Consider the following 20,166-nt stretch of genomic DNA (forward strand, 5'->3'; position numbering starts at 1 on the left):
GGTCGGCCGGCGCGGAAACTGCCCATCCCGTGAACGCCTCCACGGATCTCGACGCGCTGACCGAGTTCTTCGACCGGTACGGCGCGGCGCTGACCACGGCCGACGTGCCGGCCATCGCCGGCTGCTACGCCCTGCCGGGCATGGTGGTCGCCGACACCTACAGCTTCTCGTTCACCTCGCCGGCGGCCATCGCGCTGTCCTTCGTCGGCGCGGCACCGGACTACGCCGACCGCGAGCTGATCGCCGCGAACGCCCAGATCCGGGACGTACGCCGGGTGTCGGCGCTGCTCACCTCGGTGGCGGTGGAGTGGGAGTACCTGGACAGCCAGGGTCGGGCGGTGCCGGGGGAGTGCTTCGAGTACCTGCTGCGGACGACCGACCACGGCCCGGTCATCTGCACCGTGATCCGGGCCGGCTGACCGATCCGCGCCGGGCCGACCGCCGGGTCCGGGCCGGTCGACCGCCGGGTCCGGTGTGGTCAGTGCGGCCCGGCGGTACGACGTTGCCGGGCCGCCTCGTACAGCACCACCGTGCCGGCGCTCGCGGCGTTCAGGGAACTGGCGGCGCCGGTCATCGGAATCCGGACCATCCGGTCGCAGGCGTCCCGCCAGGCGCTGCTGAGGCCGCGCGTCTCGTTCCCGATCACCAGGACGGTCGGTCCGGTCAGGTCGTCCCCGGCGACGTCCGTGCCGCCGTTCTCGTCGGTGCCGACGATCCGCACCGGCAGGCCGTCGGCGCGCAGCCCGGCCACCCAGTCCAGCACGGCGTGCTGCGACGGCACCCGTACCACCGGCAGGGCCAGCAGCGAACCGGTGCTGGCCCGGACCGCCTTCGGGTCGTACGGGTCGGCGGCGTGCCCGGTGACGACCAGCCCGGCGGCGCCGAACGCGTCGGCCGACCGGACCAGGGTGCCGATGTTGCCGGGGGTGGTCGGCCGGTCGAACACCACCGCCAACAGGTCCGGTCCCGCCGGTACGCGGGTCAGGTCGTCGGCGCGCAGCCGGACCACGGCGAGCAGTTCCGGCGCCTCGTCGGACTTCCCGCCGAGTTCGTGCAGCAGGTCGGGGGCCATCGCGACCGGGGTCGCCCCGGGGACCTCGGCCAACGTCCGGCGGGCCCATTCGGACAGCGGCCGGTCGTCGGCGTACAGCAGCGCCGTGACGTCCCAGCCGTGTTCGACGGCGAGGCTGACCGGTCGTACCCCCTGGACCAGGAACTCGCCGGTCCGCTGGCGTTTGGTGCGGTTGGTCAGCAGGGCCTGCCACTGCTGGAAGGTCGCGTTACGCGTGGTGACCCGCAGGGTCCTGGGCATCGCCGGTCCTTTCCGGCCGGTGGCGGCGCCGGCACGCGACGTAGTACACCAAACCAGGGCGGTCCCCGGCGAACGGACTCCCGGCGCGACCGAGGTGAGCACGGCGGAGCGTCCCGCATCCACCGGCTGCGCGGGCGGAAAACCTGGTCCGACCGGACATCTCCCGTTGCCGAGATAGTCAGGGATCGCTACGCTCTGCGGGCCGAAAACTTCCGGAGACGGAAGGCTTGAGTCGTAACGGGACCGGGGAGGCAAATGTCCGGCGCTCATGCCGTTGCCAAGGACGAGGGGCGGACACCCGGGCCACTCGCCTCGGTGCCATGGCTCGTGGTGGTGGTCGGCGCGGCGATGATGGTGAGTCTCTTCCTCATCGCGCTCGGCACGCTGATCCCACAGCGACGTCCCGGCCTGCCGTTGACCGACCCGCCGGGCGCGCCGCTGCTGCCACCGGCGGTCGGCCAGCCCGCGCAGCAGGAGCCGTTCCCGGTGGCGTCCGGCGGTCCGATGGTGCCCGACTCGCCGACCCCGGTCACCGGCGGTCGCGGTGCCGCGAGCCGACGGGCCGAGCCGCCCCCACCGGCGGAGGCGCCGCCACCGGGCCAGCCGCCGGCCGGCCAGAACCCGCCCGCCGGTCAGAACCCGCCTGACCCCGGGCCGCCGCCCGGTCCGCCGCAGATGAGCGGCCGTTACCAGGTGACCCAGGGTTGGCCGGACACCTTCATCGGCGAGGTGCTGGTGCGCAACGTGTCCTCGTCGACCCGGTCCTGGACGGTGACGCTGACCTGGCCCGCGCAGGTGGGGGAGCTGCGGACCTTCTGGATCGAGGGTCAGCCCCAGGGCACCGGCCACCGCTCCGGCGCCCGGTCCGTCTTCACCAGCGGCGTGGCGCTCCGGCCGGACGGCACGGCGTTGTTGCGGTTCCAGTACAGCCGTACGGGCGGCGACGGCCGGCCGAGCGGCTGTCAGGTGAACGGCGCCAGCTGCGTCGTGACCTGACCTTCCACCTGCTCCGATGTGGATCGACGGGCCTCGCCGTGCCCGTCGATCGGCGTTTCTTGCGCAAGTATTGGTTCATGTTGCGACCGTGTTTGCAAGGTATTGCACAAGCGCTTTCACAGGGGCTAGCGTGCGGGCGAATCAGCGACCACAGAAAGGCCGTCGATGACACCCCCGCATCGTCACCGAGCCACCGTGTTCGCAGCCGCCGGGCTGCTCGCTCTCTCCCTGGTCGGCGCGCCGGTCGCCGTACCCCAGGTCGGCGCCGACGCCGCGCCCCGACCGGCGGCCTCGGCCACCGGCGCGCAGCAGTGGGCCGCCGAGCCGTCCGCCGACGTCCTGGCCGCGGCCGCCACCCGCCCGCGGGCCAAGGGCGAGCAGTACTACTTCATGCTGCCGGACCGGTTCGCCAACGGCGACCCGCGCAACGACCGCGGCGGTCTGACCGGCGACCGGCTCGCCACCGGCTACGACCCGACCGACAAGGGCTTCTACCACGGCGGTGACCTGTTGGGGGTGCTGGACCGGCTGGACTACATCCAGGGCCTCGGCACCACCGCGATCTGGCTCGCGCCCATCTTCAAGAACCGTCCGGTGCAGGGCACCGGCTCGGACGTGTCGGCCGGCTACCACGGTTACTGGATCACCGACTTCACCCAGGTCGACCCGCACTTCGGCACGAACGCGGACCTGAAGCGGCTGATCGACCAGGCGCACCGGCGGGGCATCAAGATCTTTCTCGACGTGATCGTGAACCACACCGCCGACGTCATCCGGTACGCCGAGAACAAGTACACCTACGTGGACAAGACCACCAAGCCGTACCGGGACGCCCAGGGGCGGGCGTTCGAGGACCGCAACTACGCCGACGGCAGCCGGGCCTTCCCCGCGGTGAACCTGCGCTCGTTCCCGTACCCGCCGACCTTCGCCACCCCGGCCGACGCGCGCGCCAAGACCCCGGCCTGGCTCAACGACCCGACCATGTACCACAACCGCGGCGACTCCACCTTCGCGGGCGAGAACAGCGAGTACGGCGACTTCTTCGGCCTCGACGACCTGTGGACCGAACGACCCGAGGTGGTCCGGGGCATGACCGACATCTACGCCGACTGGGTCCGCGACACCGGCATCGACGGCTTCCGGCTGGACACCGTCAAGCACACCAACCTGGACTTCTGGCCCCAGTTCAGCCAGGGCATCAGGCGCGCCGCCGACCGGGCCGGCAAGCCCGACTTCTTCATGTTCGGCGAGGTCTACAGCGCCGACCCGGAGATCGAGTCGACGTACGTGCGCCGCGGTGGCCTGCCGGCCACCCTGGACTTCAGTTTCCAGGAGGCGGCCCGCGGTTACGCCGCGGCCGGCGGCCCCGCCAAGGCGCTCGCCGACGTCTACGCCAAGGACGACCTCTACTCCTCGCGGGACACCGACGCGAACCGGTTGCCGACCTTCCTCGGCAACCACGACATGGGCCGGATCGGCTCGTTCATCGCGGCCGGGAAGCAGGACCCGGCCGCCGAACTCGCCCGCGACCGGCTCGCCCACCAGCTGATGTTCCTCACCCGGGGCCAGCCGGTCGTCTACTCCGGCGACGAGCAGGGCTTCACCGGACCGGGCGGCGACAAGGACGCCCGGCAGGACATGTTCGCCTCGAAGACCGCCGACTACCTCGACGACGACCTGATCGGCACCGACCGGACCCACGCGTCCGATCAGTTCGACCCGAATCACCCGCTCTACCGGACCATCGCCGAACTCGGCGCGCTGCGCCGCCAGCACCCCGCGTTGCGCGACGGCGTGCAGGTCACCCGGTACGCCGCGGACACCGCCGGCGTCTTCGCCTTCTCCCGGATCGACCCGACCGACCGGGTCGAGTACCTGGTGGCGGTCAACAACGCGAACACCGGACGAAAGGTCACCGTGGACACCTGGTCGGCGGGCACGACCTTCACCGGCGTCTACGGCGCCACCGGCGGCACGACGGCCGGCGCGGACGGCAAACTGGCCGTGACCGTGCCGCCGATGTCCGCCGTCGTCTACCGGGCCGGCACCCCCGTCCCGCTGCCGTCGGCCGCGCCGACCGTCCGGATCACCGACCCGGCACCGAACGGGACCGTCGCCACCCGGGCCGGCGTGGTCGCCGACGTGACCGGTGACCCGCTCGCCACGGTGACGGTGGCCGCCCGGGTCGACGGCGGCCCGTGGACCCTGCTCGGCGCCGCCGACCGGGCACCGTACCGGGTGTACCACGACCTGACCGGGTTGCCGGCCGGGGCCCGGATCGAGTACAAGGCGGTGGTGCGCGACACCACGGGACGTACCGCCACCGCCCGGTCCACCGCCCGGGTGGGCACCCCGCCCGAGGCGGCCTCCCGGGACTGGGCCGTGGTGCACTACCAGCGTCCGGCCGGCGGCTACGACGGCTGGGGCCTCTACGCCTGGGGCGACATCGACCCGGCGTACGTGACCACCTGGCCGGCCGGGCAACCGTTCGCCGGCGAGGACTCCTACGGCCGGTTCGCCTGGGTGAAGCTCAAGCCCGGCGCGAAGTCGGTCGGCTTCCTGGTGGTCGACAAGGCCGGCGACAAGGACGTCGCGGTGGACCGGACGATCGACGTGACGCAGACCGGTGAGGTGTGGGTCAAGCAGGGCGACCCGGCGATCTATCCCACCCGCCAGGCGGCCACCGGGCAACCGGATCCGCCGGGTGACGAGTCCACCGCCGCGATCCACTACCGGCGGGCCGACGGCAACTACGCCGGTTGGGGGCTGCACGTCTGGGACGGTGCGGCCGACCCGACCGACTGGGCGCACCCGCTGACCGGCACCCCGGACGCGTACGGGGTCACCTTCCGGGTGCCGCTGGCCGCCGGCGCCACCGGGCTGAACTACATCGTCCACAACGGTGACGCCAAGGACCTCCCCGACGACCAGCGGCTCGACTTCGCCGCGGCCGGCCGCGAGGTGTGGCTGCTCGCCGGCACCCCCGGCCGGCTGCTGCCCGGCACCGCCGGCGTCAAGCACGACCTCGACATCACCAAGCAGAGGGCACAGTGGATCGACCGGGCCACCGTGGCGTGGCAGGCCGGCCCCACCGACGGCCGGCGGTACGACCTGGTCTCCGCCCCGAACGGCGGGCTCTCCGTCGTGGACGGCAGGCTGACCGGGACGTACACGTCGGTGGAACTGCACGCCCGGCGCGACGGGCTCACCGAGGCCCAGCGGGCGCGGTTCCCGCAGTTGTGGAGCTACCACACCTTCGGCCTGGACGCACGCGACCAGGCCCGGGCCAAGGACCTGCTGCGCGGGCAGCTCGTGGTCACCGAGCGGGACGACGCGGGCAACCTGCTGTCGGCCACCGGCGTGCAGATCCCCGGCGCGCTCGACGACCTGTACCCGGCCGCGACCGACGCCCGGCTGGGCGCCACCTTCGCCGGTGGCCGGCCCACCCTGTCGGTGTGGGCGCCCACCGCGCGCACCGTGTCGCTGCAACTGTTCGACACCCCGACCGCCGCGCCGCGTACCGTCGCCATGCGCCGCGACGAGCGCACCGGGGTCTGGTCGGTGCGCGGCGACCGGAGCTGGACCGGCCGCTACTACCGCTACCAGGTCGAAGCCTGGCAACCGGCGGCGCGGAAGATGGTCACCGCGGCGGTGACCGACCCGTACTCGGTGGCCCTGGCCGCCGACTCGACGCACAGCCAGATCGTCGACCTCGCCGACCAGCGGTTGGCGCCGACCGGCTGGGCCGGGCTGCGCAAGCCACCGGCCGTCCCGGCGGCGAAGGCGCAGGTCCAGGAGCTGTCGGTGCGCGACTTCTCGATCGCCGACAGCAGTGTGCCGGCCGCGCAGCGCGGCACCTACGGCGCGTTCACCGACCCGGCCAGCGTCGGCATGAAACACCTCAAGGCGCTCGGCGACGCCGGGGTCACCCACCTGCACCTGCTGCCGGCGTTCGACTTCGCCACCGTCCCGGAACGCCGGGCCGACCAGCAGCAGCCGCCGTGCGACCTGGCGGCGCTGCCGCCGGACTCCGACCGGCAGCAGGCCTGCGTCGCAAAGGTCGCCGACACCGACGGCTACAACTGGGGGTACGACCCGCTGCACTACACCGTGCCGGAGGGCGGCTACGCGGTCGACCCGGACGGCGCGCACCGGACCACCGAGTTCCGGCAGATGGTGCAGGGCGTCAACGACGCCGGGCTGCGGGTGGTGATGGACGTCGTCTACAACCACACCTCGGCCGCCGGCACCGACCCGAAGTCGGTGCTGGACCAGATCGTCCCGGGCTACTACCACCGGCTGCTCGACGACGGTACGGTGGCCAACTCCACCTGCTGCGCCAACACCGCGCCGGAACACGCGATGATGGGCAAGCTGGTGGTCGACTCGATCGTCACCTGGGCGACGGCGTACAAGGTGGACGGTTTCCGGTTCGATCTGATGGGTCACCACCCGAAGGCCAACATCCTGGCCGTCCGGGCCGCCCTGGACAAGCTGACGGTCAACCGTGACGGCGTCGACGGCCGGGCGATCCTGCTCTACGGCGAGGGCTGGAACTTCGGCGAGGTGGCCGACAACGCCCGGTTCGTCCAGGCCACCCAGGCCAACATGGCCGGCACCGGGATCGGCACCTTCAACGACCGGCTGCGCGACGCGGTGCGCGGCGGCGGTCCGTTCGACGCCAACCCGCGCGTGCAGGGCTTCGCCTCCGGCCTGTTCACCGACCCGAACGGCGACCCGGTCAACGGAACGGCGGCCGAGCAGAAGGCCCGGCTGCTGCACTACCAGGACCTGCTCAAGGTCGGTCTGACCGGCAACCTGGCCGGTTACCGGTTCACCGACTCGGCCGGGCGGCCGGTCACCGGCGCCGAGGTCGACTACAACGGTGCCCCGGCCGGCTACACCGCGGCGCCGGGGGAGGCCGTCACGTACGTCGACGCGCACGACAACGAGATCCTGTACGACGCGCTGGCGTACAAGCTGCCGCAGGGCACCGACGCGACGGACCGGGCCCGGATGCAGGTGCTCGCCCTGTCCACCGCGCTGATGTCGCAGGGCACCGGGTTCGTCACGGCCGGGTCGGAGCGGCTGCGCTCCAAGTCCCTCGATCGCAACTCGTTCAACTCCGGTGACTGGTTCAACCAGATCCGCTGGAACTGCGCCGACGGCAACGGCTTCGGCGCCGGCCTGCCGCCGGAGCAGGACAACAAGGACAAGTGGCCGTACGCGAAGCCGCTGCTGGCCGACCCGAAGCTGGTGCCGGACTGCGCGGCGATCGACCTGACCGACGCCCGCTACGCCGAGCTGCTGCGGATCCGGGCCTCGTCGCCGGTGTTCGGCCTGCCCACGGCGGCCGACGTGCAGCGGCGGGTGTCCTTCCCGCTCTCCGGCGAGCAGGAGACCCCCGGCGTGCTCACCATGCGGCTGGACGGTCGCGGCCTGGACCGGCAGTGGACCTCGGTGACCGTGGTCTTCAACGCCGGTCCGGCGGCGGCGAGGCAGACCGTCGCGGGGCTGCGCGGCGCCGACGTGGCGCTGCACCCGGTGCTGCGCGGGTCGGCCGACCCGGTGCTGCGCACCGCGTCGTTCGACCGGGCGAGCGGCACGTTCACCGTGCCGGGGCGCAGCGTGGCGGTCTTCGTGCAGCGGGGCTGACCCTTCCCGTACGGCGGGAGGCCGGCGCACCCGCTCGCGGGTACGCCGGCCTCCCGGAGTCGGGCTCGCCGGGCTCAGCCGACGCAGTTCGGCACCAGGCGGGCGTGCGGTGAACCTTTTCAACCTGAACCACGCGGCGCTTGGGCACCGTTTCGACCTGCGCCAACGACGGACCGCAAGGGGAGGTTGAAAAGCGTTCAGTCGGTCGGCCGGTTGCGCCCGATGACCGACTTGGCGTCCACCGTGATCGGCACGTTGGTGGCGATACCGCCGGGCGCGATGGCGGCGGAGTTGTCGGTCACCCTGGTCTCGGTGAGCGAGACGGTACCGCCGAGGTTGGCGATGCCGCCCCCGGCCGAGGCCGGCCCGATCGCCTCGTTGCGAACGAGCCCGGCCTGCCGGACGACCAGCGCGCCGGTGTTGCGGATGCCCCCGCCGTCGCCCTGGGTGGCGAAGTTGCCGCGGACCTCGCCACCCTCGATGACGGTCTGCCCCGCGGCGTTGTCGATGCCACCGCCGGCGGTGGCGGTGTTCCTATTGACCGTGCACTGCCGCAGGGTGAGCTGACCGCCGTTCTCGATGCCGCCGCCGCTGCCGGTGGCCCGGTTGCCGCTGACCGTGCAGTACATCAGCTTGACGGTCGTGGCCGGGTTGACGAAGATGCCGCCGCCGAGGGTCCCCGCGGTGTTGTGGTGCACCGTCACCCCGTCCGTCAGCAGGCTGCCGGCCGACACGAAGAGGCCGCCGGCGCGCTGCGCGGCGCTGTTGTGCAGCACCTCGACGTCCAGGAACGTCAGGATGCCGGTGCTCCGGATGCCGCCACCGCTGCCGAGCGTGCTGTTGTCGCTGATCAGGGTGTGGGAGAGGGAGGTCGAGCCGTTGTTGGAGATCGCGCCGCCGCCCGGGGCGTCGAGGGCCTGGTTGTGGGTGAGGCTGCTCGCACGGACGGTGAGGGAACCCAGGGCGTCGACCAGGATCCCGCCGCCGCCCCGGGGGTCGGCGGCCGGGGCCTGACCGCCGTTAACGGTCAGGCCTTCCAGGGTGAGGTCCCCGCCGGGGGCGACCTCGAAGATCCGGAACGCGGCGGCGCTGGCCGCCCGGACGATCGAGGTGTTCTTGCCGGTGAGCGTGATGCGCTGGGTGATGGCCGGCAGGCCGTTCCCGGTCCCGGTCGGGCTGTTCGGGTTGAATGCCTGCCCGGCGGTCAGCAGGTAGGTGCAGTTTTCGGCGAGCTTGAGAGTGCCGCCGCGGCCGCTGTTGGCCAGGTCGACAGCCGCGATCAGCTTGTCGGCGGCGCAGGCGACCGGCTGGGCTGCGGGGTCGTCGCCGGGCTGCTCGCTCGAGCCGGTCGGCGCGCTCGGACCCGGCTGGCCGATATTGGCCGGCGGGCCGCCGTAGACCGCGGCCGGGTCGACGTTCCGCCGGAACAGCACAGCCAGGTGCGGTGTGGCGGCGAGGACGCCGACCGTGGCGACCGCGGCGACACCGGTCATGCCGGCGACGAGCCGGCGAACTTGTCGCCCGCCGGCCCGGCTGACCGGGCGCGGCGGGTCTGGATAGCTCTGTTGGTCGTTGGACATGACGCTCCGTTCCCCCGCGTACCTGGGCTCCGCCGCATCGGGACGTCGACGGCTGATTCGCCCAAGAAGGATTTAAATGATCAATCGTCACGATAGCGGTGCTACTGCCGGATATTGGCTGCCACTTGAAACATCGCACCTTAGATACAAAACAGAACAAACTTGCACGAGTGGGCTGGAAAGTTGAGCGGCCCGTCCCACCGGTTGCCGGATGAGACGGGCCGCTCGGTTTCCAGGTGTGTCGGCGCGGTCGCTCCACCGTGGAGCCGCCGCGGATCCCGGCTCAGCCGAAGCAGTTCGGGACCACGCCGGCCGTGCAGTTGCTCGGCCGGTTGCGAATGGCCAGCGACTGCGCGTCCACCGTCAACGGCGTCGTGCTGAAGATGCCGCCCGGCCCGGTGACCGCGGAGTTGTCGATCACCGTCGTCCCGATTTCCGAAATCGTGCCGCCGAGGTTCGCGATACCGCCACCGGTCGTGCCCGCGGAGTTGCGGCTGATCTCGTCCCGACGCAGGACCAGCGTGCCGGCCGCGCCGTTGAGGATCCCGCCGCCGGCCTGGTTGGCCGTGTTGTCGGAGACCGTGGAGTCCTCGCTCACGAACTGCCCGTTGTTGTAGACACCACCGCCGTTGGTGATGGCATCGTTCCGGTGAACCGTGCTCCCCAGGAGCGTGAACGCACCGAGGTTGAAGATGCCGCCACCGTTGCCGAGTGCGGTGTCCTCGCTGATCTCGCTGTCCTGGACCTGGGTGATGCTACCGCCGGCGGCGAAGATGCCACCGCCGTTGCCCGCTGCGGTGTCATTGCTGACGGTGGTCCGCACCAGCAGCGCGTTGCCGCCGGCCGCATTGGCCAGTCCGCCTCCGTTGCCGGCGGTGCTGCGGTCGTCGGTCAGATTGACGTCCGTAAGCCGCAGCAGGCCGGCGTTCAGGATGCCGCCGCCGTCGCCGGTGCTGGTGTTGAACGTGACGTTGCTGGTCTTGATCTCGGCGGTGCCGTAGTTCGCGATGGCACCGCCACCGGCACCGGCACCCAGCACGGCGTTCCGCGAGACGCTGGTGTTCTCGACCGTGAGCGATCCACCGGCCCGGACCAGGATGGCCCCGCCACCCTCGGTCCCCGTGGCGCCCTGGGTCCCCGTGGCGGTCACCTGGCCGCCGTTGAGGGTCAGTCCCTTGAGCGACAGGGAGCCACCGACGCCGACATCGAAGAGCCGAAACGCGGCCGCGCTGGCGGCGCGGACGATCGAGGTGTTGTTACCGACGATGCTGATGGGCTGGGTGATGACGGGCAGCCCGTCGTTGGCCGCCGCTCCCACCCCGACCGTCGAGAGGCTGTAGGTGCAGTTGTCGGCCAGTTGCAGGATGGCGGCACCACCGGCATTGGCCAGGCTGATCGCCGCGATCAGCCGGTCGGGATCGCAGGGCACCGACCGGGTGTCGGAGTTCTGGCCACCGGGCGCTCCCGGGCTGGTGGGTGCTCCTGGGCTGGTGGGTGCTTGTGGGCTGGTGGGTGCTTGTGGGCTGCCGGGTGCTTGTGGGCTGCCGGGTGCTTGTGGGCTGCCGGGTGCTCCTGGGCTGGTGCTTGCTCCTGGGCTGCCGGGTGCTCCCGGGCTGCCGGGTGCTCCTGGGCTGCCGGGTGCTCCTGGGCTGCCGGGCGCTCCCGGGCTACCGGGCGCTCCTGGGCTGCCGGGTGCTCCCGGGCTGCCGGGTGCTCCCGGGCTACCCAGGCCGCCGGGGCTGGTCGAGGCGCTCGAGCTGGGTCGGGTCAGGGCGCCCAGGGCCGGCACGCCGGTGATCGCGCTGACCGCCGCGAGTCCGGCCACGCCGGCCACCCCGGCGGCGAGCCACCGGGCCCGACGCCCGACTCCACGCCCCAACGGGGTCGAGGAGTGTGCATGCTTCGATGAATTCTGGGACATGATGCTCCGTTCTTTCTCGCTGCGAGACGTGGTCGCACCGCCATGTCGGGCGTGGACCGCTACAAACGGGCTGTAGCAACTGAAAGCACCGTATAGCGGATGTAACGGACCTCGCGGGCCTATACGAAAACACCGCACATTGGGTACATAAAAACCCGAACAGCGCGAAAGTGGCTCACAATTCGCGATGTGCTCCGCCCTCCGGGTCCGGCCGGAGGGACTGGATGCGAGTCGGCGGTCAGCCGCGGCGGGCGCCGGCCGGCCAGAGGACCGTCACCGGCACCCCCTGCGCCTGGGCCGCCCGGACCACGTCCGCGGTGTCACCGAGCACCGCCGACGGGCGGCCGTCCCAGACCGCAAGCAGCAGGTCGCACCGGCGCAGCAGCTCCTGGCTGGCCGCCATGTACGCCGGTCGCCCCGACCGGGCGAACGGCATGTACGACACCGTCGACGCCCGGTTCAGCAACTCGTCGAAGGCGGGCAGGTTGTGTCGGGTCACCGCCCGGCTGCGGTAGTCGGTGGCCGGGATGACCACCTCGTAGGTGCCGCCCCGGGCGAGGATCGCGCGGGCGAACAACTGATCGGCCCCGTCGGCCAGGCAGGTGACCCCGTGCAGGTCGGCCGCGGGGTAGCCGGCCAGGGTCTCGGCCAGGCAGGCGTAGACCAGATCGGCGGTGCCGTCGGCGAGCGAGACGTGTCCGGTGACCCCGATCCGCGGCATTGTGCACCGTCCGTTCCTCGTCACGCGTCACCGACCCGGACGATCCGGAAGCCGGCATCGGCCAGGATGGCCGGGAGTTCGCGGATCGCGTCGTGGTTCCGCTCGCGCATGTCGTCGTGCAGGTGGTCCCACGCCCGGACGGCCGGATGCAGCAGCCGATCGTCGTCGCGGTCCTCGGCGTAGCGCCAGCCGGCGGCCACCCGGGCGGAGAGCCAGCGCTGGTGTTCCAGGATCGCCAGCCGTTCGATCTCCGACTCGGCCAGCGAGTGCTCCTCGCCCGGACCGACCCGGGGCGACAGCGCGCAGCCCAGCTCGCGCAGCTTCCGCCCGATGTCCTTGGCCTGGTCCCGGTTGGTCCGCCGCAACGGCTCGGGCAGATCCTCCCAGGGCACCAGGGCCGGGTTGGCCTCCGGCTGCTCGCCGTGCCGCCGACGGGACATCAGGTAGCTCTCGTGGATCACCCGGGCCAGCCGTTCGACCAGGTCGTCGCCGATCAGCGCGGGGTCGCAGGCGGCGTGCACCACGCCGTACAGCCGCAGCGCGCCGGACAGGTCGTCGAGCAGGTGGTCGCCCCGCTCGTGGTCGAACGCGGCGCGCAGGCTGGCCAGCCGGTCCAGCCGGACCACCACCGAGCCGGGGCCGCCGTGCCACAACTGCTCGGCCGTCAACGCGGTCTTGAGCGCCCGCTCCTCGTCGTCGTAGCAGATGAACACCCGGTCCGGCGGCAGCGCGAACCGGTCGTCGTTCAGCAGCTCGGGCAGCCCGCCGTCGTACGGGATGATCCGGCAGACCCGGGACAGGAAGGGATACCGGTGGGTGAGCTGCGCGGCGGTCGTCGTCGCCTCGTCGTCGACCAGCGCCACCGGCACCTGGTTCGGACCGTGCGGCTCGCGGACCCGCCACCGCCGGGCCAGTTCGGCCAGCACCGCCCGGCCGAACGCGGTGGCCCCGAGGATCACCACCCGGGGCGGGCCGCCGCGGACCGCGACCAGCGGCTCCTGGACGAACAGCTTGCGGGCGGCCAGGTCGTCGATGTTGAAGAAGTCGACCCGCGCCCCGGGCGGCTCCGCCAGCCCCAGGTGCCGGGCCTGCAGGGCCAGGCAGAGTTCCGGGTCGGCGACCTGGGCGTACACGCAGAGCGGGGTGCGTCGGCCGCGCCGGGCGGCGGAGAGCGCGATCGCGGTGTTGCCGGCGCTGTCGTCGGTGCAGGCGTACAACGCCCGGGCCCGGTCGATGCCGGCGGCCCGCAGCACGTCGGGGTCGCGGGCCGCGCCGGCCACCCGCAGGGCGTCCGGGCCGGCGTCCGTCGGCACGGCGCCGGACCCGGTGCCGGTCACCGCCCCGGACGGTACGGTCACCACCTTCTCGCCGGCGGCCCGGAGCCGGCGGGTCAGGGTGCTGGCGACCATGCCGTCCCCGCAGACGATCACGTGATCCCGGGACCGCCGGATCCGCCACCGGCGCAGTTCGGTGGCGAACAGCGCCCGGCCCGCCTCGACGAACGCGTAGACGGTGAACGCCGGCGCGCTGAACCGGGCGATGTCCAGCAGGACCGGGTACGGCCCACCCTCGTCCAGCGGCGGTGACCCGAGCACGAACAGTTGGAGGTCGTAGTACAGCAGGTCCAAAGGGCTGCCGCTGAGGCTCTGACCGTCGGGGGCGTACTCCCGCAGTCCGAAGTAACCGAACACCACGGAGACCACGCCGATGGCGGCGAACAGCAGCCGCAGCACATTGGCTGTCGGCGCGCGGCGCGGATCGCCGAAGCCGCCGTCGGACACACGCATCCCCTGTCCATCGCCGCAGGTGGTGACGCAGCGCTATCGTACCGTCGGCGCTGGGCAGCGGAAAGCGTGAAAGATCCACAGTGGGGTCGCGGCGGGCCTGGACCGCCGCGACCCCGGTCACCGTCGGTGGCTCAGCCGGGCAGCCGCGGCCCGGCCTCGCGCTGGGCGGCGAGCCAGTTCTCGACCTCGTCGGCGGTGCGCGGCAGGCCGGCCGAGAGGTTGACCGCCCCGTCCGGCCCGACCAGCACGTCGTCCTCGATCCGGATACCGATCCCGCGCAGTTCCTCGGGGACCAGTTCGTCCTCGGGCTGGAAGTACAGGCCCGGCTCGACGGTCAGCACGTAGCCCTCGCCGAGCGTGCCGTCCCGGTAGGTCTCCTTGCGGGCGTTCGCGCAGTCGTGCACGTCGATGCCGAGCATGTGTCCGAAGCCGTGCAGCGTCCAGCGCCGGTAGACGGTGGACTTCTCGTCCATCGCCTCGTCCACACTCACCGGCAGCAGGCCCAGCTCCGACAGCCCCTCGGCCAGCACCCGCATGCAGGTCAGGTGGACGTCCTTGAAGGCCACTCCGGGCCTGATGAACTCGATGCCGGCCTGCTGCGACGCGTACACGATGTCGTAGACCTGGCGTTGCAGCGGGCTGAACGTGCCGGAGACCGGCAGCACCCGGGTGACGTCGGCGGTGTAGAGGTGCCGGCCCTCGACGCCCATGTCCATCAGCAGCAGCTCGCCGGGGCGGGTGGTGCCGGTGTTGCGGACCCAGTGCAGGATCGTGGCGTGCTCGCCGGCGCCGACGATCGAGCCGTACCCCACGTCGTTGCCGTCGTGCCGGGCGCGCAGCCCGAAGACGCCCTCCAGCAGCCGCTCGGCGACCGGCCGGTCGGCCGGCAGCACCCGGGCGACGTCCTCGAAGCCGCGTACCGTGGCGTCGATCGCGTCCTGCAGCTGGGCGATCTCCCACTCGTCCTTGACCAGCTTGAGCTCCGAGATCGCGATCGCCAGCTCCCGGTCGCGGGCCGGCTTGTCGCCGGGCCGGTCGGCCTCGTCGAAGGAGCGCACCGCCGCGTCCACGCCCGCGTCGAAGCCGCGCAACACCCGGGTACGCCGGGGCGCGAGATCGGCCAGCGCGGCCGGCAACTCGGTCAGCGGGGCGGTTTCCACCCCCAGCTCGGTGGCCTTCTCGGTGAGCGTGTGCCGGCGGCCGACCCACAGCTCGCCGTGTCGGCTGCGGAAGAACTCGTCGTTGTCCCGCGACGAGCGGGGCCGCATGTAGAGGGTGGCGTCGTGGCCGGAGCCGGTGGGCCGCAGCACCAGCACGCTGTCCGGTTCGTGGTCACCGGTCAGGTACGCGAAGTCGCTGCCCGGCCGGAACGGGTGGTCGGTGTCGTTGGCGCGCACCTTCTCGGTGCCGGTCGGGACGACAAGCGTCTCGCCGGGGAACGCGGCGGACAGGGCGGCCCGGCGCTTGGCGTAGTTGGGCACCTCCGGCCGGGGGCCGACCGGTAGCGAGGTGTCCCGCCACCCGGTGCGCATGAACGTGAGAAACTTTTCCGGAAAGTCCGGATCGTGGGACTCCGTTCCCTCCGGCGTCGTACCGACCTCGGCCCGCTCGTCACCCACCCGCTCGTCACCCATCTGCCCGCTCCCTCACCTGCCGACGTTCACCCGCGACGGTACCTCCCCGCTGGGGCCTCCCGGTGTCCGACCGGTGCCGGCACGGGCCGCATCCACGCGTGGAAGGATGGCTCCCATGTGCGGACTTCTGGCCTTTTTCAGCGCGCACGGCGACGCCGGCGCGCACAGCGATGCGATCGCCGGCGCGTTGGAATGCCTGCACCACCGGGGGCCGGACGAGACCGGCGTCGAAGTGATCTCCGAGGGTTCCTACGCGGACGCGGTCTTCGCCCACAAGCGGCTGGCGATCATCGACGTGGCGTCCAGCCACGAGCCGCTGTCCTACGCCGGTGGTCGGTACCTGCTCACCTTCAACGGTGAGATCTACAACTACATCGAGTTGCGGGACGAGCTGATCCGCAACCACGGTGCCCAGTTCGCCACGGCCGGCGACGGTGAGGTGATCGTCGCCGGTTACCACTACTGGGGCGAGCGGGTGCTCACCCGGCTGCGCGGCATGTTCGCCTTCGTCATCTGGGACCGCCAGGAGCGGCGGGCGTTCGGCGCCCGGGACTACTTCGGGATCAAGCCGCTGCACTACCTGGAGACCCGCGACGGGGTCTACCTGGCCTCGGAGAAGAAGGCGCTGATGCCGTTCGCGCCGGCCGCGCACGCCGGTGACGCCGGGATCGACACCGCCAGCCTGTCGCACTACCTGACCCTGCAGTACGTACCCGAGCCCGGCACCCTGCACCAGGGCATCCGCCGGATCGGCTCGGGGGAGTACCTGACCTGGTCGCCGGGCGGCCGGATCGACGTGCGCCGGTGGTACCGGCCGGTGTTCCGGCCCACCGCGCCGGACGACCCGCAGAAGCTCTACGACCGGATCCGGGAGACGCTGCGGGAGAGCGTCCGGATGCACATGCGCTCCGACGTGCCGGTCGGGTCGTTCCTGTCCAGCGGCATCGACTCGACCGCCGTGGTCGCGCTGGCCCGCGAGTTCAACCCCAACATCCTCACCTTCACCGTCGGGTACGACGTGCCGGGCTACTCGGAGATCGAGGTGGCCCAGGACTCGGCGCGGCACCTGCAGGTCACCACCATCCCGACCAAGATCGGGCCGCAGGACATGATGGACGCGCTGCCGAGGATCGTCTGGCACCTGGACGACCCGGTCGCCGACCCGGCGCTGGTGCCGCTCTACTTCGTGGCCAAGAAGGCCGCCGAGCACGTCACCGTGGTCCTGTCCGGCGAGGGCGCGGACGAGTTCTTCGGCGGGTACACCATCTACCGCGAGCCGCTGTCCCTCGGAGCGGTCAACGGCCTGCCCGGCGGGGTCCAGAAAGGGCTGCGCGCGGTCTCCAAGGCCATCCCGCAGGGCGTCAAGGGCAAGAGCTTCCTGGAGCGCGGCACCACCCCGATCGAGCAGCGCTACTACGGCAACGCCCGGATGTTCACCGAGGAGGAGAAGCAGGACCTGCTGCGCCGGTACGACCCGGCCGTGCGCTACACCGACGTGACCGCGCCGATCTACGCCGAGTGCCAGGAACTCGACGACGTCACCAAGATGCAGTACGTCGACCTCTACACCTGGCTGCGCGGCGACATCCTGGTCAAGGCCGACCGGATCTCGATGGCGCACTCGCTGGAGGTGCGGGTGCCGTTCCTGGACCGGGAGGTCTTCGACGTGGCCGCCACCGTACCGGTGGACCTGAAGCTGCCGCCCCGCTCGGACGCCACCAAGTACGCCATGCGACAGGCCCTCGACGGCGTCGTCCCGCCGGCCATCGTCAACCGGCGCAAGCTCGGCTTCCCCACCCCGACCCGGGTCTGGCTGCGCGGCGAGATGTACGAGTGGGTCCGGCACATCTTCTCCATCTCGGGTGCCGGTGAGCTGCTCGACCTCAACTACGCGATGCGGCTGCTCGACGAGCACAAGCGGGGGGAGGCCGACCACTCGCGCAAGGTGTGGACCGTGCTGATCTTCTGCATCTGGCACGCCATCTTCGTGGCCCGCACCCTCGACCCGGGCATCCAGCGCAACCAGTCGGCCCTGCTGACCAAGCCGGTGGTCGGCTCGATGGTGCGCTGAGCCGCCCGTACACCCGAACCGGGCCCGGCGCGTGGATGGCGCCGGGCCCGGTCGGCTCCGTGGGGAGGAGTCGGCCCTTACGGGCTGGTGCAGGTGATCGACGGCGGGGTGTTCGGCGTGCTGGCGTTGCCGATGAAGCCGAACGTGGTGCTGCCGTCCGGTGCCACGGTCCCGTTGTAGGCCGCGTTCTTGACGGTCACCGCGCTTCCGCTCTGGGTGAAGCTGCCGCTCCACAGCGAGGTGATGGTCTGCCCGTTGGCCCACGACCATTTCGCGGTCCAGCCGTTGAAGGCCGCGCTGCCGTGGTTCATGATCTGCACCTCGGCCTGGAAGCCGCCGGACCACGCGCTGGTCACCCGGTAGATCGCCATGCAGTTGCCGGTGGGCGGCGGGCCGGTGGTGGGGTTGCTGGTCGGCGGGTTGGTGGTGGGGTTGCTGGTCGGCGGCGCGGTGGTCGGCGGCGGGTTCTGTCCGCCACCGATGCCGGTTACCTCACCGTTGCCACCGTCGAAGGTGACGTCCGAGCAGCCGAAGAAGTTCTCCTGGCTGTCCGAGCGCACCCAGCGGGAGTAGATGATGTGCCGGCCGCTCTTGCCCGACGGCAGGTTGCCGCTGAAGTAGTAGTGGCCGTCGTTGGTGCCCGGCCCGCCGATCGACGGCGGGTTGGTCACCGTCAGGAACGGTTGGTCCTCCAGGTCCGACCAGGCCAGCGGCCGGGTCGGGCTCCAGCTGTCCTTGGTGACGTAGAAGTAGAACGTCCCGGGGTGGTGGGCCCAGTTGCTGTAGTTGAAGTTGAAGTTCCGACCCGCGGTGAGGTGGGTCAGCGGCCAGTCGGTGCGGGCCAGGTCGTAGCCGGCGAAGCCGGTGTTGCCGCCGCTGCACAGCTTGCCGTCGGGGATGAAACCGGTGGTACGACCACCGGCGTCCGAACGCAGCACGCTGAACCAGTTGTAGAGCGAGTTCGTCCCGCTCTGCGCGACGGCGGCCGCGCACGCCGGGTTGTTGGGCTTGATCTCACCGGTGCTGGTGAGGCCGTCCTTCCAGCACAGGTAGGTACGGGCGCCGGGGGTCATGGCGGCACCGTGCGCGTTCGCGGCGGGTGCCGCGACCACGGCCACGACGCCGGCGGTCAGCGCGGCCACGGCCGCCACCGCCAGGGCTCTGGTCAGGGGTTTCACCGGTTTTTCTCCTTCCGGGACCGGCTCCTGATGGGAGCGGTCGGTCCCGTGGACGACGAGCGGAATGGTGCGACGTCGGTCCGGTGCGCGCGTGTGCCGCGGAGGTGCCGAGGGGCGATGGGCACTACGGCGGAACGCACGTCCGGTCACGACGTGTGCGTCGCGTGGCTCCCAGCCGGCACCCGCGAGCGGCGTTCAGCCCCACGCCGCCTCGGTAACGGTCATCGCACCACAGATCGGTCGTTCATTCAATAGGCAGCGCTCGATTTGCTGGATGATGCGGCATGCTTGTCGCCACGGTGACGTGAAGGAGAGATCAAATGGGGTACGCGGCGGTGCTCGGCGAGGCACTGATCGACCTGCTGGACGGCGAGTGCGACGGGAAACCGGTCTACCGGCAGGCGGTCGGCGGCGGCCCGCTCAACGTCGCCGTCGGCGTCGCCCGGCTCGGCTCGGCCGTGGAGTTCGTCGGTTCGCTCGGCGACGACGCGCTCGCCGGCCGGATCGCGGACTTCCTCACCGCCGCCGGGGTCGGCCGGCGTGGCCTGGTGACCGTACCGGCGCCCACCACGCTCGGCGTCGCCACCTACGCCGGCGCCGAGCCGGAGTTCCGCTTCTACGGCGACCCGCCGTCGTACGGGCTGCTCACGCCGGACCACCTCGACCCGGACCTGATCGAGGGCGCCGACGTGCTCTACGCCGGCTCGATCGCCCTGCTCTGCGCGCCCACGCTGGCCGCCGCCCGGCGGGCCTGGGCGCTCGGTCGCGGACTGCGGGTGTTCGATCCGAACGTCCGGCCCAGCCTGCTCACCACCCCGGCCGCACCGGCCGACCTGCGGGCGACGGTGGCCGAGTTCGCCGCCGGGGCGCACCTGGTGAAGCTGAGCGCCGCCGACGTCGAGGTGCTCTACCCCGGCAGCACCGTCGAACGGGCCGCCGCGGAGCTGCGCTCGCTCGGCGCCGGTGCGGTGGTGGTGACCCGGGGCGCGGACGGCGCGCTGGTGCTCGCCGGGGCGGACCCGGTGCCGCTGCCGGCGCCACGGGTCCACGCGGTCGACGCCACCGGCGCCGGGGACTCGGTGATGGCCGCCCTGATCGCCGGCCTGCTCGCCGACGGTCCGGTGACCGACCCGGCCGGCTGGCCGGGTCGGGTGGCGTTCGCGTTGCGGGTGGCCGGCCTGGTCTGCGAGTCGCCCGGCGGCGCGGTCTCGATGCCCACCCGGGCCGAGGTGGCCGCCCGCTTCCCGGACTGACCGGCGCGGTCCGCGCCCCGGTCGCCCGGGTCGGCGGCGGAACGGCTGCGCGGTCCGC

The 20,166-nt window shown here is 72.0% G+C and carries 12 protein-coding genes; 5 read left to right on the plus strand and 7 right to left on the minus strand.

Annotated features, from left to right (window positions below):
- Positions 1 to 29: 29 nt before the first annotated feature.
- Complete coding sequence (locus ACFOX0_RS09785) at positions 30 to 419, plus strand: hypothetical protein (protein ID WP_377543799.1); 390 nt, start codon at positions 30 to 32, stop codon at positions 417 to 419.
- Between the two features lie 59 nt (positions 420 to 478).
- Here the strand turns inward: ACFOX0_RS09785 and ACFOX0_RS09790 are convergent, their stop codons facing one another.
- The gene (locus tag ACFOX0_RS09790) at positions 479 to 1,312 is read right to left on the minus strand and encodes a TrmH family RNA methyltransferase (RefSeq protein ID WP_377543802.1); all 834 of its coding nucleotides are present in this window, start codon (positions 1,310 to 1,312) and stop codon (positions 479 to 481) included.
- A gap of 315 nt (positions 1,313 to 1,627) precedes the next feature.
- Here ACFOX0_RS09790 and ACFOX0_RS09795 point away from each other — a divergent pair, with 315 nt between their 5' ends.
- The gene (locus ACFOX0_RS09795; RefSeq protein ID WP_377543804.1) at positions 1,628 to 2,308 is read left to right on the plus strand and encodes a cellulose binding domain-containing protein; all 681 of its coding nucleotides are present in this window, start codon (positions 1,628 to 1,630) and stop codon (positions 2,306 to 2,308) included.
- 195 nt (positions 2,309 to 2,503) lie between these two features.
- Entirely contained in the window at positions 2,504 to 7,963 is a 5,460-nt protein-coding gene (pulA, locus tag ACFOX0_RS09800; protein ID WP_377543806.1) for a pullulanase-type alpha-1,6-glucosidase, read from the plus strand.
- 197 nt (positions 7,964 to 8,160) lie between these two features.
- Here the strand turns inward: pulA and ACFOX0_RS09805 are convergent, their stop codons facing one another.
- From ACFOX0_RS09805 to ACFOX0_RS09825, 5 genes are all read right to left on the minus strand, one after another.
- Positions 8,161 to 9,543, minus strand: a complete 1,383-nt coding sequence (locus ACFOX0_RS09805; RefSeq protein WP_377543808.1) for a right-handed parallel beta-helix repeat-containing protein — start codon at positions 9,541 to 9,543, stop codon at positions 8,161 to 8,163.
- 283 nt (positions 9,544 to 9,826) lie between these two features.
- A complete protein-coding gene (locus tag ACFOX0_RS09810) occupies positions 9,827 to 10,972 on the minus strand; it encodes a right-handed parallel beta-helix repeat-containing protein (protein ID WP_377543810.1) in 1,146 nt (381 codons plus the stop codon).
- 730 nt (positions 10,973 to 11,702) lie between these two features.
- A complete protein-coding gene (locus ACFOX0_RS09815) occupies positions 11,703 to 12,185 on the minus strand; it encodes a hypothetical protein (RefSeq protein ID WP_377543812.1) in 483 nt (160 codons plus the stop codon).
- A 20-nt stretch (positions 12,186 to 12,205) separates the two neighbouring features.
- Positions 12,206 to 13,972: a RyR domain-containing protein gene (locus ACFOX0_RS09820; RefSeq protein ID WP_377543814.1), complete on the minus strand. Its 1,767-nt coding sequence runs from the start codon at positions 13,970 to 13,972 to the stop codon at positions 12,206 to 12,208.
- Between the two features lie 131 nt (positions 13,973 to 14,103).
- Complete coding sequence (locus tag ACFOX0_RS09825) at positions 14,104 to 15,606, minus strand: aminopeptidase P family protein (RefSeq protein WP_377543816.1); 1,503 nt, start codon at positions 15,604 to 15,606, stop codon at positions 14,104 to 14,106.
- 115 nt (positions 15,607 to 15,721) lie between these two features.
- Here ACFOX0_RS09825 and asnB point away from each other — a divergent pair, with 115 nt between their 5' ends.
- Positions 15,722 to 17,677, plus strand: a complete 1,956-nt coding sequence (gene asnB / locus ACFOX0_RS09830) for an asparagine synthase (glutamine-hydrolyzing) (RefSeq protein ID WP_377543819.1) — start codon at positions 15,722 to 15,724, stop codon at positions 17,675 to 17,677.
- A 77-nt stretch (positions 17,678 to 17,754) separates the two neighbouring features.
- On the opposite strand, the gene ACFOX0_RS09835 is transcribed toward asnB, so the two are convergent.
- Positions 17,755 to 18,855, minus strand: a complete 1,101-nt coding sequence (locus ACFOX0_RS09835) for a lytic polysaccharide monooxygenase (protein ID WP_377543821.1) — start codon at positions 18,853 to 18,855, stop codon at positions 17,755 to 17,757.
- Between the two features lie 320 nt (positions 18,856 to 19,175).
- Here ACFOX0_RS09835 and ACFOX0_RS09840 point away from each other — a divergent pair, with 320 nt between their 5' ends.
- The gene (locus tag ACFOX0_RS09840) at positions 19,176 to 20,108 is read left to right on the plus strand and encodes a carbohydrate kinase family protein (RefSeq protein ID WP_377543824.1); all 933 of its coding nucleotides are present in this window, start codon (positions 19,176 to 19,178) and stop codon (positions 20,106 to 20,108) included.
- The last annotated feature ends 58 nt before the right edge of the window (positions 20,109 to 20,166 follow it).

Origin of the sequence: Micromonospora zhanjiangensis (assembly GCF_042650605.1) — a bacterium.
In the GTDB taxonomy this organism is placed as follows: Bacteria; Actinomycetota; Actinomycetes; order Mycobacteriales; family Micromonosporaceae; genus Micromonospora_J; species Micromonospora_J zhanjiangensis.

What these genes read in the sequence shown, in the direction of transcription:
- ACFOX0_RS09815 (WP_377543812.1), bottom strand. Translation starts at nt 12,185, where the DNA reads ATGCCGCGGATCGGGGTCACCGGACACGTCTCGCTCGCCGACGGCACC.
- ACFOX0_RS09825 (WP_377543816.1), bottom strand. Translation starts at nt 15,606, where the DNA reads ATGGGTGACGAGCGGGTGGGTGACGAGCGGGCCGAGGTCGGTACGACG.
- ACFOX0_RS09840 (WP_377543824.1), top strand. Translation starts at nt 19,176, where the DNA reads ATGGGGTACGCGGCGGTGCTCGGCGAGGCACTGATCGACCTGCTGGAC.
- ACFOX0_RS09820 (WP_377543814.1), bottom strand. Translation starts at nt 13,972, where the DNA reads ATGCGTGTGTCCGACGGCGGCTTCGGCGATCCGCGCCGCGCGCCGACA.
- asnB (WP_377543819.1), top strand. Translation starts at nt 15,722, where the DNA reads ATGTGCGGACTTCTGGCCTTTTTCAGCGCGCACGGCGACGCCGGCGCG.
- ACFOX0_RS09790 (WP_377543802.1), bottom strand. Translation starts at nt 1,312, where the DNA reads ATGCCCAGGACCCTGCGGGTCACCACGCGTAACGCGACCTTCCAGCAG.
- ACFOX0_RS09805 (WP_377543808.1), bottom strand. Translation starts at nt 9,543, where the DNA reads ATGTCCAACGACCAACAGAGCTATCCAGACCCGCCGCGCCCGGTCAGC.